The sequence below is a fragment of the Paraburkholderia bannensis NBRC 103871 genome (assembly GCF_000685015.1).
GTDB lineage: Bacteria > Pseudomonadota > Gammaproteobacteria > Burkholderiales > Burkholderiaceae > Paraburkholderia > Paraburkholderia bannensis.
In genome coordinates this window covers 14929-28285 of sequence record NZ_BAYA01000040.1, presented here as the reverse complement: position 1 = coordinate 28285, position 13357 = coordinate 14929, and the positions used below count along the sequence as shown (strand labels likewise).

Genomic DNA, 13357 nt, shown 5'->3' with positions numbered 1-13357 from the left:
ATGATGCAAGTGATGATGCAGGGCATCGGCAAGGCGTTCGGCCCGGTGCGTGTGCTCGAAGGCGTCGATTTCCATATCGAAGCAGGCGAGATCCACGCGCTGATGGGCGAGAACGGCGCCGGCAAATCGACGCTGATGAAGATCCTCAGCGGCGTCTATCAGGCCGACGCGGGCCAGATCCTCATTGATGGCCGCGCGACGACGATCCGCAACACCGTCGAAGCCGAACGCGCGGGCATTGCCATCATCCATCAGGAACTCAACCTCATCCCGCAGCTGACGGTGATGGAGAACCTGTTTCTCGGGCGCGAGCCGCACCGCTTCGGCATGGTCGATACCGCGACGATGCGCCGTGAAGCGCGCAAGTGGCTCGACAAGGTCGGCGCGCAGCGCATCGACCCGCAGACGGAGGCCGGTCATCTCTCGATCGGCCAGCAGCAGCTCGTGGAAATCGCCAAGGCGCTGTCGCTGAACGCGCAGGTGCTGGTGATGGACGAGCCGACGGCCGCGCTCACGAACCGCGAGATCGACACGCTGTTCGAGATCATGCAGGCGCTCAAGGCCAGCGGCGTGGCGATCGTCTACGTATCGCATCGCATGGAAGAGATCTTCCGCATCTGCGACAAGATCAGCGTGCTGCGCGACGGCCACTTCGTGGGCGAGCGCGCGATTCCGGAAACGAATTTCGACGAGATCGTCCGGCTGATGGTCGGGCGCGAACTGGGCGAGCGCTTTCCGAAGCGCAGCCACCAGCCCGGCGACGTGCGCCTGCGCGTGAACAATCTCGCCGACGATGGCCACGTTGCGGGCATTACGTTCGACGTGCGCGCGGGCGAGGTGCTGGGCATCGCGGGCCTGATGGGCGCCGGGCGCAGCGAAATCCTGCGCACGCTGTTCGGCGTCAACCGCAGGACGGCGGGCACCGTGACGCTCGACGGCCAGCCGCTCGACGTGCGCGACGCATGCAGCGCGATCGAGGCAGGCATCGGTTTCGTGACGGAAGACCGCAAGCGCCAGGGGCTCGTGCTGGGCATGTCGGTGCGCGAGAACGCCACGCTCGTGCATCTGGACAGCTACGCGAAGCTGGGCTTCGTGAGCGAGAAGGCCGAGCGCAGCGCCGTCGACGGTCTCATCAAGCAGTTGCGCGTGCGTACGCGCGACGCGGAACTCGACGTGAAGTCGCTCTCGGGCGGCAACCAGCAGAAGGTCGTGTTCGCCAAGTGGCTCGCGAAGCCGCCCAAGGTGCTGCTGCTCGACGAACCCACGCGCGGCGTGGACGTGGGCGGCAAGGCCGAGATCTACACGATCATCAACCAGCTCGCCGAACAGGGCGTGGCGATCGTGATGGTGTCGTCGGAACTGCCGGAAGTGCTGGCAATGAGCGACCGCATTCTCGTGATGCATCAGGGGCGCCAGGCCGGTCTTTTCGAGGCGGCCACCGCCACCCAGGAACAGATCATGACCGCCGCAGCAGGCGGTCACGCAGCGGCAGCGGCCTGAACACGCTGAACAAGCCGCACCGCGCTGCGCTCACACCTCATTCCAGGCAAACCCAAGCGAGACATTCATGTCGCAACTCACCATGACCCCCAGCAGCAAGGCGACGCTGCAAAAGCTAGGCCCGTTCATCGCACTGCTGATCATTGCGGTGGCGCTGTCGATCGTGAGCCCCAATTTCCTCACGCTCGACAACCTGCTCAACGTGATGCGTCAGGCGTCCATCAACGCGCTGATTGCCTTCGGCATGACGCTCGTGATCCTGCTGGGCGGCATCGACCTGTCGGCGGGCTCGGTGCTGGCGCTGTCGTCGGTCATCATCGCCACGTTGCTCAGCTCCGGCACGAACGCGCTGGTCGCGACCGTTGCGGGTCTCGCGGCAGGTGGTTTGATGGGCCTCGCCAACGGCCTTGTCATCAGCAAGGGCAAGGTTGCGCCGTTCATCGCGACGCTCGGCTCGATGACGGTGCTGCGCGGCCTCGCGCTGGTCGTCTCGAACGGCAGCCCGATCAGCAGCTTCAGCAGCGACTTCTTCTCGCTGCTCGGCGGCGGCTATGTCGCGCGCCTCGTGCCGATTCCCGTCGTGCTGATGCTCGTGATGTTCGGCGTGTTCTGGGTGCTGCTGCGCAAGACCGTGTTTGGCCGCCACATCTATGCGACGGGCGGCAATGCCGAATCGGCGAAGCTCTCGGGCGTCAAGGTCGATCGCATTCAGCTGTGGGTCTACACGATTTCGGGCGTGATGTCGGCGCTCGCGGGCGTGGTGCTGACCTCGCGCCTGAACTCGGCGCAGCCGACCGCGGGCACGGGCTACGAGCTCGACGCCATCGCTGCTGTCGTGCTGGGCGGCACGAGCCTCACGGGCGGGCGCGGCTGGATCTTCGGCACGCTGGTGGGCGCACTGCTGATCGGCGTGCTCAACAACGGGCTGAACCTGCTGGACGTGTCGTCGTTCTATCAGCAGGTCATCAAGGGCGGCGTGATCCTGCTCGCGGTGCTGATCGACCGCGGCAACAAGAAGTCGTCGTAATTCCGCTGTAACCGCCGTACCGCATTTCAAGCTTTGCTGGGCATCGCGCGTCGCTTTCGCGCGATGTCTCGATCCGAATTTGGTAGTAATCCTGATAATTTTTCGATCCACTCTCCACACATTAAAACGAGGAGGAAGACTATGCACAAGCCGTTCCAGCCATCGCTTTCGAAGATGTTCGCCGCGCTCGTCGCCGGTTCGCTCGCACTGGGCCTCGCGGCCTGTTCGAAGGAAGGCCCGGGCAGCGCCGCAGACGCGGGCGCCAGCGGCGCATCGGCTGCCGCTCCGGCATCGGGCGCGCTGACCGTCGGCCTGTCGATCTCGACGCTGAACAACCCGTTCTTCGTGTCGCTCAAGAAGGGCGCGGAAGACGAGGCGCAGAAAGACGGCGTGACGCTCATCACCGTCGATGCACAGAACGACCCGGCGAAGCAGCAGGCCAGCGTCGAAGACCTGATCGAGAAGAAGGTCAACGTCATCCTGATCAACCCGACCGATTCGTCGGCGGTGGCCAACGTCGTCAAGGAAGCGACCAGCAAGGGCATCAAGGTGATCTCGCTTGACCGCAGCGTGAATGGCGCGGACGTCAGCTCGCACATCGCCTCGGACAACAAGGCAGGCGGCAAGATGGCAGCCGACTTCCTGGCCGACAAGCTGGGCGGCAAGGGCAATATCGTCGAACTGCAGGGCATTCCGGGTTCTTCGGCAGCCAACGAGCGCGGCGCGGGCTTCGACGATGAGATCGCGGCCAAGGGCGGCGTGAAGATCGCCACGAAGCAGCCGGCCGACTTCGACCGCGCCAAGGGCCTTTCGGTGATGGAAAACATCATCCAGGGCAACAAGGACATCCAGGGCGTGTTCGCGCAGAACGACGAAATGGCCCTGGGCGCAGTGAAGGCGCTGCAGGCAGCGGGCCTGAAGAACGTGGCCGTGGTCGGCTTCGACGCCACCGACGACGCGATCGCCGCCGTCAAGGCAGGCCAGATGGCCGCGACCGTGCAGCAGCAGCCGGAGCTGATCGGCCAGTATGGCGTGCAGACCGCGAAGAAGCTCGCGGACGGCCAGACGGTAGACAAGTTCATCCCCGTGCCGCTGAACCTCTATAAGCAGCAGTAAAAAGCACTTTTAGACCTGACGGGCCCTGTTTTTATTACAGGGCCCGTCATTCTGTTGTACGCTTTCACGCAGCCACGGTAGTCGTCCATGCGTCGGCTGCTGCGGTAGCTGCATTCCCCGGCAGTCCCCAATCCCCCCCAGCCAGCAGGAAGCCCGCGTGTCCCAGTTCGAGCGTCTGACCATCGACGACATTGCCCGCCTCGCGGAGGTGTCGCGCACCACGGCCAGCATGGTGCTCAACGGCAATGCCGAGCGCTACCGCATTTCGGCGGCGACGGTCGAACGCGTGCTCCAGGTGGCGCGGGACAATCACTTCACGCCTTCCCAGTCGGCGCGTTCGCTGCGCTCGCGGCGCAGCAACACCATCGGGCTCGTCATTCCCGATCTCACCAACTCGGCACATGCTGCGCTCGCACAGGCAATGGAATCGCAATGCCGCGAGCAGTATCGCTATCAACTGGTGATCGTGACGAGCGACGAAGACCCCGTGCGCGAGACCGAAGGCATTGCGCATCTGGTCTCGCATCAGGTGGACGGCCTGGTGGTGGTGCCCTGTACCGCCGAAGCGCCGCGCTACGAGAAGTGGGTCAAGCGCCTGCCGCTCGTCTTCGCCGACCGCCGCGTGGACACCAGCGCGATTCCCTATGTAGTCACCGACGCCACGGAAACCGTCGCGACGCTGGTCGGCGAGGCTTTCGCCGAAGGCGCGCGTGAAGTCGTGTATTTCGGCGGCCAGCCTGAACTGTCCGCAAGCCGCGATCGTCTCGCGGGCTATCGGCAGGCATTGCAGGCGCACGGTCTCGCAGAGCAGGCCGATTGGGTGTTCCAGCGCGACTATCAGCGCGAATCCGGTTATGAGCTCATGAAGGCGTGGTTCGAGACGCATGGCCGCTATCCCGAGGCGCTGTTCGCGGGCTCGATCACCTTGCTCGAAGGCGTGCTGGAATTCGTCAACGAAGCGAATGCGCTCGCGCAGTCGCCGGGCCGTTTGATGATCTTCGACGACCATCAATTGCTTGACTGCCTGCCGCTGCGTATCGACGCCATCGTGCAGGACAGCGCGCAGCTGGCCGCGCATAGCCTGCGCTGCGTGTTTTCGCTGCTCGAAGGCGATGCGCCGCCCGAATCGCTCCAGGTGCCCGCGCACATTCACTATCGGCGCAAGCGCTGAATCTCGTTCGTCATCCTGAACAGTGCCTTTCGGACGGCGCGCTCAGAAGCTGTCCAGGCCACCGACTTTATCCGCGTTTTCAAGCGCCTTGCGCTCGCGGCGTTCCTCGTTGCCGCGCCGCGCGCGTTTGCGCTGGCGCGACAGCACGCTGATGACTTCGCCGGTGCTGGCGTGAGCGGGAATTTCGTTGCGGATCACGTTGGCCACCATCGGCAGGCCCTGGCGTTGACGCCGCAGCGCACGCGCAATCGCGTTGCGGCAGGCCTGACCGTGGCAGTCCCACTCGTCGCGCATTTTTCCGCAGTATTGGCAAGTGTCCATCGGTTCAGTTTACCCGGAATCGCGTGACGCTTTAGGGGCGCGATCCGGGTGAACAGCGGCACGCGCCTTAATTACGCGCCGGAATCTCCAGCCCGCGCTTCACCGCCGGACGCGCGATGAACGCTTCGAGCACGCGCTGCACGTTCGGGAAATCCTTGTAACCGACCAGGTCGCCGGCCTCGTAGAAGCCCACGAGATTGCGCACCCACGGGAAGGTCGCGATATCGGCGATCGTGTAGTGATCGCCCATCAGCCACTTGCGGCCTTCCAGGCGCTGCTCCAGTACACTCAGCAGGCGGCGCGATTCGGCGACGTAACGGTCGCGCGGACGCTTGTCCTCGTACTCCTTGCCCGCGAATTTGTGGAAGAAGCCGAGCTGGCCGAACATCGGCCCAATGCCGCCCATCTGGAACATCAGCCACTGGATCGTCTCGTAGCGCTCACGGCCTTCGCGCGCGAGAAACTGGCCGGTCTTGTCACCGAGCCAGATCAGGATGGCGCCCGATTCGAACAGCGCGAGCGGCTGGCCATCCGGGCCGTGCGGATCGATGATCGCGGGGATCTTGTTGTTCGGGTTCAGCGAAACAAATTCGGGCGAAAGCTGGTCGTTGGTGTCGAAGCGCACCAGATGCGGCTCGTAGGCGAGGCCCGTCTCTTCGAGCATGATCGACACCTTCACGCCGTTGGGCGTGGGCAGCGAATAAAGCTGGATGCGCTCGGGATGCAGCGCCGGCCACTTGGCGGAGATGGGGAAAGCGTTGAGGTCGCTCATGGGCTGTCCTGTTGTGAGGCGAATAGGGGCGGGCGCGTTCCGCGCGGAGCGCACCCAGGCGGGACAGTGTAGAGGAAATGGCGCGAGCCCGCAGACGGCGCACGGGCTGTGCATCGAGTGTGTAAATGCACGGTGCGCCGTCGTTCGGGCAGGGGCTTAGGGCTTGATCAAGCCTTCCGCGACCAGCGCTGCGTGCACGGCCGGACGCGCGCCCACGCGCTTCTGGTGCGCGAGCACAGCCGGGAATGCCGACAGGTCGAAGCCAATGTGCGCGGCCCAGTTGGTCGTCGTGAAGAGATAGGCGTCCGCTGCCGTGAACTGGTCGCCCACGAGCCATTCATGGTCGGCCAGGCGCTTGTCGAGCAGCGCGTATTGACGCTGCAAAGCGGCGACGGAGTCGGCGCGCACGCTCTCCGGTGAAGCCGGATTGAACAGCGGCGAATAGCGCTTGTGCACTTCCGTGCTGATGAAGCCGAGCATTTCCTGCAGACGATAGCGCGCGAGCGAATCGTAGGCGGGCGCGAGGCCGCTGGCCGGATTGCGGTCGGCGAGGTACTGCATGATCGCCGGGCCTTCGGTGAGCAGTTCGCCGTTGTCCAGTTCGAGCGCCGGCACGCAGCCCTTCGGGTTGATCGCGCGGAAGTCCTTGCCGCTGGCCGTTTGCTTGTCGCCGAGGCCGACCTCGTCGAGTTCGAGGTCGAGGCCCGCTTCGCGCGCGACGATATGCGAGGCAAGCGAGCAGGCGCCCGGGGAGAAATAGAGTTTCATCGTGAGTCCTGGTTGAACATACACACACGTAACTCCGCGCGTCGCGGGAGCGGCGCGCGGGGGCACTATGTTAGCGCGGGTAGACGCTGTTATTGCTTCCCGATGGGCGTTTCAGCTTCAACCAGTATTTGGCGTGCATCATTCATGGATTAACCCGGCGTCTGTATCGATTGTTGCAGGCTCAACAGGTTGAGCGGCGCGACGCGGATCAGGCCGGCGCGCGGACTGTCGATATCGGCGATCAGGGTGAGCGAAAGAGAAACCGTCACGGGCAGCACGAACATCAGCACGCGCCGTCCGCCTTTGCCGCGCGCGCCATAGCCCTGCATGATGTTGCTGAAGAATGCGATCACGAGCATCAGCACCCACGCCGCCACCGGAATGCGGTTGAGCCAGGCGGCCTGCGTATAGCCCTGCGTGTTGAGCACGTCGTTCATGCCGGCCACCGCCAGCGCCGTGATGGGATTGGGCTGCGTGGCCGCGGGCTGGCGCACGCTGTTCCAGAGCTGCGTTTGCAGTTCGGCGGTGCTGCGGTTGTTCGCGGCGAGCGTCGCGGGATCGCGGGTCTGGTAGTACTCGACGCGCGCCTCCAGATAGCGCGCGAGCAGCGCCTTGGTCCTGGCCGCATCCGCTCCCAGCAGATCCGCGCGCAGATACTCGGTGCCGATCGCGTTGGCTTCCTCCTCCTCGTAGTTCTTGCGCTGGTCGTATCGGCTCACCGCCATCGACAGCGTGAAGCCGATCAGCAGCGCCAGCAGCGTGAGCGTCGCGCCTTGCACGACGTTGTAGTTCTCGCGCGCTTCTTCGGAGAGCGGCGCGCGCCGGTGCAGCACCACCGCGCCGAGCGCGGCGGCCAGCGGCAGGCAGACGATCAGCGCGACAAACAGAAAGGCGGGATGCTGTATCAGTGACGTCACGATGGCTCCGTTAGGCGAAGGCGCATGCACGGCAGGATGGATAGCGGGGAGTGCGAAGTATTCGGTGTGGGGCGAGGGCGATTCTACGTCAAAGGCCATTTGCGTGACTGCGTGGCGCTACAGCGCCGCCTCCGGCGCCATTTCGTTCAGGTGCACGGCGCGCAGGTCGTCGATGAACGCGCGCTGGATATCGCCCGCATGCGGCGCGCGCCGCGTGACCATGTGGAACGTCACGTCGTAACGCAGCGCCGCCGGATTCACGGCGCGCAACAATCCCCCATCGACATATGGTTTTGCGAAATGAACCGGCAGGTAACCCAGGTGATGGCCGGAGAGGATCAGCAGCGCGACGGCTTCCATGTTGTCGGCGATGGCGGTGACGTTGCGCTCGTGGGTGGTCGAGTGCTGCGCCTCGGGCAGCGGATAGCTGCGCCAGGCCCATTCGCAGGCGGCGGCTTCGTCGGCGCCCACGGCATCGGGCTCGCCCGCGCGCTCGAACAGGGGATGGCGCGCGCCGCAATACGCGTACTGGCGCTCGATAAAGAGCGCGGTGTAATCGAGGCTCGGCACGCGGTGCCAGAAATAGCCGATGGCGATATCCACCTTGCCGTTGAGCACCTGCTCTTCCAGTTCGCCCGGCGAGCGGATCTGGATATTGAAACGCACGGCCTGGTCGCGCTGGCGAAAGCGCGCGATTGCATCGCTGATGCGCGCATTCTGGCTGAACGGCGTATGGCCGATCAGGCCCAGGTTCAGCTCGCCGACGAGCTGGCGATCCATGTTCGCGGCTTCGGCGCAGAAGCTGTTGGCGGCCACCAGCAGCCGGCGCGCCGACATGGCGAAGCGCTCGCCCTTGGCCGTGAGCTTGAAGCCCCCGCGCCCGCGTTCGCAGAGCCGGAAGCCCAGCCGCGTTTCCAGCGACGACAACTGCGTGCTGATGGTCGATTGCCCCACGTTGAGCGCGGCCTGGGCGGCGGTGAGCCCGCGCGCGTCGACCACGGCGAGGAAAACGCGGATCAGCCGCAGGTCGAAATCGGTCAGGTTGGCGAGCACGGGATACCTCTTACATTGATGCAGGTCGATGTAAACATCATCAGGCCATCATTTTATCCAAAATTTTTTCCCTCTAGCATTGCCAGCATTGGGTTTGAACCCACTGCTCCGATCGATGTTTACAGGGTTTTTACGGATATGAACGACTCCCACAACACCACGCTGAATCAGCCTCTCTCCGGCAACGCCATGCCGCGCTTTGGCGGCATCGCCTCGATGATGCGCCTGCCGATCGCCGAAACCAGCGCGGGGCTTGACGCCTGTTTCGTCGGCGTGCCGTTCGATCTGGGCACGTCTAACCGCAACGGCGCGCGCCTTGGCCCGCGCCAGATCCGCGCCGAATCGGTGCTGCTGCGGCCCTATAACATGGCGACGCGCGCCGCGCCGTTCGACTCGCTCCAGGTGGCCGATATCGGCGACGTGGCGATCAATCCGTTCGACATCCACAAGGCGATTGCCGATATCGAGGCCGCGTACGACGGCATCATCGCCGGCGGCTGCAAGCCGGTGACGCTGGGCGGCGATCACACCATCGCGCTGCCGATCCTGCGCGCGATGCACAAGAAGTACGGCAAGGTGGGCGTCGTCCACGTGGACGCGCACGCCGACGTCAACGACACCATGTACGGCGAGAAAATCGCTCACGGCACGCCGTTCCGCCGCGCGGTGGAAGAGGGCCTGCTCGATTGCGACCGCGTGGTGCAGATCGGCCTGCGCGGCACCGGCTATCACGCCGAGGATTTCGACTGGTGCCGCGACCAGGGCTTCCGCGTGGTGCAGGCCGAGGCGTGCTGGAACCGCTCGCTCGAAACGCTGATGAAGGAAGTGCGCGAGCAGATGGGCGATGGCCCCGTGTACCTGAGCTTCGATATCGACGGGCTCGATCCTGCTTTCGCGCCGGGCACGGGCACGCCCGAGATCGGCGGGCTCACCGTGCCGCAAGGCCTGGAAATCATTCGCGGGCTGCGCGGGCTGAACCTCGTTGGCGCGGATCTCGTGGAAGTGTCGCCGCCGTACGACCCGCAAGGCACCACGGCGCTGCTGGCCGCGAATCTCGCCTTCGAGATGCTGTGCGTGCTGCCTGGCGTGAAGTATCGCGCTTAAAGAGACGCATGAATGCGGGGCGAATCCAGATGATTCGCCATCCGAACTAAAAAGACATAACCAGACGAGATCCCCGGAGAGTGTTCATGAGCGAGACCGAACGCGACACAGAAACCCAGGTGCTGGCCGCCGCCGACGCCCTGATCGATTCCTTCGCGCGCCACGACCGCGACGCTTATTTCGCGGCCTTCGCGCCCGATGCGAGCTTCGTGTTTCATCACGTGAGCGAGCCGCTGCCCACGCGCGCCGCCTATGAAGCGCTGTGGCGCCAGTGGGAGCGCGAAGACGGCTTTCGCGTGCTGGGCTGCGAATCGCGCTCGCGCAGCGTGCAATGCATTGGCGACGTGGCGCTGTTCGTGCATAACGTGCGCACGCGCGTCGCGACCCATGCGGGCAGCGAAACGCTCGACGAGCGCGAGACGATTGCCTTCGCGCGCCGCGACGACCAATGGCTGGCGGTGCACGAGCATCTGTCGCCGCACGCCTGTGCGGCGCTGCACGACGCGGTCAACGAAGGCGAGGTGTGTGCATGAAGCGCGAATCGATGTGCACGGTTGCAGCGTCCTCGCTCGCGATCGAGCCGGGCGTGTTTATCGACGGTGCGTGGCGACAGGGCGCGGGCGTGCTGCTCGAACTCGTCGATCCGTGCAGCGCGCAGCCGTATGCGCGGGTGTCGAGTGCCGACGCCGACGATGTCGATGAAGCCGTAGCGGCTGCCGCGCGGGCCTTGCGCGGCTGGCGCAGCGCGAGCGTCACGCAGCGCGGCGAACGCCTCGAAAGCATCGCGCAAGGCATAGAAGCCCATGCGCGCGATCTCGTCGAACTGCAGATGCGGTGCAATGGCAAGCCGCGCTTTGAAGCCGAACTCGATGTCAGCGACGCCGCGGCCACCTTCCGCTACTACGCGCAGTTGTGCGCCGAGGGCGGCGTGGCCGAGCGCACGCCCGTCGCGTTGCCCGACGCCGCATTCGAAGCCGATGTGCGGCACGAGGCCGTAGGCGTCTGCGCGCTGATCGTGCCGTGGAACTTCCCGCTCGTGACGGCGGCGTGGAAGCTCGCGCCCGCACTCGCGGCGGGCTGCACGGTGGTCATCAAGCCTTCGGAACTGACGCCGCTGGCCGAACGCGCGCTCGTCGATATCGTCACGGCGGCCGGCGTGCCCGCAGGCGTGGTGAACCTGGTCGCGGGCGGCCGCGAGGTGGGCGCGCAGCTTGCCTCGCATCGCGGCGTGGCGAAGGTGTCGTTCACGGGCAGCACGGCGGCAGGCCAGGCGGTCATGCGCGCCGCCGCCGGGCGCATGCAGCGGGTCTCGCTCGAACTGGGCGGCAAGTCGGCGCTGATCGTATTCGACGACGCCGACCTGGATGAAGCCGTCGAACTCGCGTTCAATGGCGCATTCTTCAACGCGGGACAGATGTGTTCGGCAACGTCGCGCGTGCTGGTGGCGCGGGCGCTGCACGACGCGTTCGTGGAAAAGCTCGTCGCGCTCGCCCGTAGCGCCGTGGTGGGCGCACCGCACGTTGACGATGTGCGCGTGGGGCCGCTCATCAGCGCCGCACAGCGCGAGCGTGTGCTGGGCCTGCTCGCGCGCGGCAAGGAGCAGGGCGCACGCGTGCTGTGTGGGGGCGCCGCGGCCACGCAACGGGAAGGCGGATTCTTCGTCGCGCCGACGGTCTGCGCCAACGTCGCGCCCGACAACGTGCTCTGGTGCGAGGAGATCTTCGGGCCGGTCGCGCTGGTTCGGCCATTCGATACGGAATACGAAGCGATCGCGCTCGCCAACGACAGCGACTATGGCCTCGTCGCCACGGTGCTCACGGCCGATCCGGCGCGCGCCGCGCGAGTCAGCGATGCCTGCGAAGCGGGCGTGGTCTGGGTGAACGCCCCGCAGGTGATCTTCCCGCAGACGGGTTGGGGCGGACGCAAGCTCAGCGGCCTTGGCCGCGAACTCGGGCCCTGGGGCGTGCGCGCTTACCAGGAAATCAAGCACGTCATCCGGGCGCGCGCAGGCGCAGCTCATCCGGCGCAGCCCTGACACGCTGCGCCCCGCAAAGAATCCACGAGGAAGAGACAGATGAGCACCGATAACGTTAATGGCTGGGCAGCGCCCACCGCAACCGGCGCGAGCGACAGCGCCGACGCACCCAACGCGAAGCCCGGCAAGTGGCGCAAGATCGAGGTGCGCTCGATCGACTACGTCCCCGCGCACGAACGTCACGGCAGCGTGGCGGGCCAGGGGCCGTTCTGGTTCCTCGGCAATTTTCAGTTCTTCACGATCGCCATTGGTTTCGTGGGGCCGAGCATGGGGCTCTCGCTGGGCTACACGATTCTCTCGGGCGTGCTCGGCATTTTGTTCGGCACGCTGTTCATGGCCTTTCACGCTTCGCAGGGCGCGCATCTGGGCCTGCCGCAGATGATCCAGTCGCGCGCGCAGTTCGGCTATCGCGGCGTGGTGCTGATCCTGATTGCCACGCTGTTCACGTTCATCGGCTTCAATGTGGTCGATACGGTGCTGATGGCGAGCGGCGTGAAGGGGATCTTCGGCTGGTCGCCGACGCTCGTGACCATCGTGACGGCGCTGATCGCGCTGGCGCTGGCGATCTATGGACACGACTGGCTGCATCGCGTGTTCAAGTGGCTGCTGGTGGCGAGCCTGCCGCTTTACGTGCTGCTCACGCTCTGGATCCTGTTCGGCGCAGTGGGCGTGAAGGCCGGCGTGGCGCATGCGGGCGGCTTCTCGCTCGTCGCGTTTGCCGCGCAGTTTGCGGCTAGCGCGAGCTACAACATCACATATGCGCCGTATGTGTCGGACTACTCGCGCTATCTGCCGCGCGAGACGAAACCGCGCGCCATTATTGCGGCGGTGTTTATCGGCGCATCGGCATCGGCGATCTGGCTGATTGCGCTGGGTGCGTGGCTCGCAACGCGTCTGGGCGCATCGGATGGCCTTGTCGCGCTCTACGATGCGGGCAATGCGATGTTCCGCGGCTTCGGCGTGCTGATCTCGCTGGCTTCGGTGGGGGCGATGGTCGCGACGATGGGCCTGAACGCCTACAGCGCGATGCTGACCGTGGTCACGGCGGTGGATTCGTTCAAGCCCGTGCGGCCCACTTCGGCGGTGCGCGTGATTACGGTGCTCGCGCTGGGTCTCGTGTGGGTGGTGATTTCACTGTCGCTGTCGGGCAATGCGATCGACATTCTGTTCGCGGCGCTCACGATCATGCTGTATCTGCTGGTGCCCTGGACGTCGGTGAACCTGGTCGACTTCTTCTTCGTGCGACGCGGCCACTATGCGATCACGCAGCTGTTCACGCCCAACGGTCTTTACGGCGCATGGGGTTCGCGCGGGCTGATCGCTTATGCGGTGGGCTTCGCTTCGACCGTGCCGTTCTTTGTCCTGCCGGGCATCTATACGGGGCCGCTGGCGGCGCGTATCGGCGGCGTGGATGTGGCCTGGGCGGTAGGGCTGCTGGTGTCGGCGGTTGCGTACCTGGTGCTGGCGCGCTCGATCGACGCGGAAGGCGAGCGCAAGGCGGTGTTGCAGAGCGAGCGTGAGATCGCGTTGCTGGATGGCGCGGCGGGCAAGTCGCACTGAGCTGGCGACAGCG

Annotated in this window: 13 protein-coding genes; 8 read left to right on the top strand and 5 right to left on the bottom strand. The window is 65.3% G+C overall.

Annotated elements, in window-relative coordinates; genetic code table 11:
• From BBA01S_RS34915 to BBA01S_RS34900, 4 genes are all read left to right on the top strand, one after another.
• Complete coding sequence (locus tag BBA01S_RS34915; protein WP_304622543.1) at nucleotides 1-1500, top strand: sugar ABC transporter ATP-binding protein; 1500 nt, start codon at nucleotides 1-3, stop codon at nucleotides 1498-1500.
• Between the two features lie 67 nt (nucleotides 1501-1567).
• Nucleotides 1568-2527: an ABC transporter permease gene (locus tag BBA01S_RS34910; protein WP_042298396.1), complete on the top strand. Its 960-nt coding sequence runs from the start codon at nucleotides 1568-1570 to the stop codon at nucleotides 2525-2527.
• Between the two features lie 141 nt (nucleotides 2528-2668).
• Nucleotides 2669-3643: a ribose ABC transporter substrate-binding protein RbsB gene (gene rbsB, locus BBA01S_RS34905; protein ID WP_027820480.1), complete on the top strand. Its 975-nt coding sequence runs from the start codon at nucleotides 2669-2671 to the stop codon at nucleotides 3641-3643.
• Nucleotides 3644-3800: 157 nt separating this feature from the next.
• Nucleotides 3801-4814: a substrate-binding domain-containing protein gene (locus BBA01S_RS34900; protein WP_027820479.1), complete on the top strand. Its 1014-nt coding sequence runs from the start codon at nucleotides 3801-3803 to the stop codon at nucleotides 4812-4814.
• Between the two features lie 42 nt (nucleotides 4815-4856).
• Here BBA01S_RS34900 and BBA01S_RS34895 read toward each other — a convergent pair whose 3' ends face one another.
• From BBA01S_RS34895 to BBA01S_RS34875, 5 genes are all read right to left on the bottom strand, one after another.
• Complete coding sequence (locus BBA01S_RS34895; protein WP_027820478.1) at nucleotides 4857-5135, bottom strand: hypothetical protein; 279 nt, start codon at nucleotides 5133-5135, stop codon at nucleotides 4857-4859.
• A 67-nt stretch (nucleotides 5136-5202) separates the two neighbouring features.
• The gene (locus BBA01S_RS34890) at nucleotides 5203-5907 is read right to left on the bottom strand and encodes a glutathione binding-like protein (RefSeq protein WP_027820477.1); all 705 of its coding nucleotides are present in this window, start codon (nucleotides 5905-5907) and stop codon (nucleotides 5203-5205) included.
• Nucleotides 5908-6063: 156 nt separating this feature from the next.
• Nucleotides 6064-6675, bottom strand: coding sequence for a glutathione transferase GstA (gene gstA / locus BBA01S_RS34885; protein ID WP_027820476.1), 612 nt, complete (start codon nucleotides 6673-6675; stop codon nucleotides 6064-6066).
• Nucleotides 6676-6824: 149 nt separating this feature from the next.
• Nucleotides 6825-7592 carry a bestrophin-like domain gene (locus BBA01S_RS34880; RefSeq protein ID WP_027820475.1) on the bottom strand — a complete coding sequence of 256 codons (768 nt, stop codon included), beginning with the start codon at nucleotides 7590-7592 and terminating at the stop codon, nucleotides 6825-6827.
• A 117-nt stretch (nucleotides 7593-7709) separates the two neighbouring features.
• On the bottom strand, nucleotides 7710-8645 hold the full coding sequence (locus tag BBA01S_RS34875; protein ID WP_027820474.1) for a LysR family transcriptional regulator: 936 nt from the start codon (nucleotides 8643-8645) through the stop codon (nucleotides 7710-7712).
• A 138-nt stretch (nucleotides 8646-8783) separates the two neighbouring features.
• Here BBA01S_RS34875 and speB point away from each other — a divergent pair, with 138 nt between their 5' ends.
• The 4 genes from speB to BBA01S_RS44130 all read left to right on the top strand — a co-directional run bounded on the left by speB (nucleotide 8784) and on the right by BBA01S_RS44130 (nucleotide 13344).
• Nucleotides 8784-9749, top strand: coding sequence for an agmatinase (speB, locus tag BBA01S_RS34870; RefSeq protein ID WP_027820473.1), 966 nt, complete (start codon nucleotides 8784-8786; stop codon nucleotides 9747-9749).
• Nucleotides 9750-9835: 86 nt separating this feature from the next.
• A complete protein-coding gene (locus BBA01S_RS44135; RefSeq protein ID WP_042298395.1) occupies nucleotides 9836-10282 on the top strand; it encodes a nuclear transport factor 2 family protein in 447 nt (148 codons plus the stop codon).
• Nucleotides 10279-11784, top strand: coding sequence for an aldehyde dehydrogenase family protein (locus BBA01S_RS34860; RefSeq protein WP_245641684.1), 1506 nt, complete (start codon nucleotides 10279-10281; stop codon nucleotides 11782-11784). Before BBA01S_RS44135 ends, BBA01S_RS34860 begins: the two co-directional genes overlap by 4 nt.
• Before the next feature lie 39 nt (nucleotides 11785-11823).
• Nucleotides 11824-13344, top strand: coding sequence for a purine-cytosine permease family protein (locus BBA01S_RS44130; RefSeq protein WP_042298394.1), 1521 nt, complete (start codon nucleotides 11824-11826; stop codon nucleotides 13342-13344).
• Nucleotides 13345-13357 lie beyond the last annotated feature (13 nt).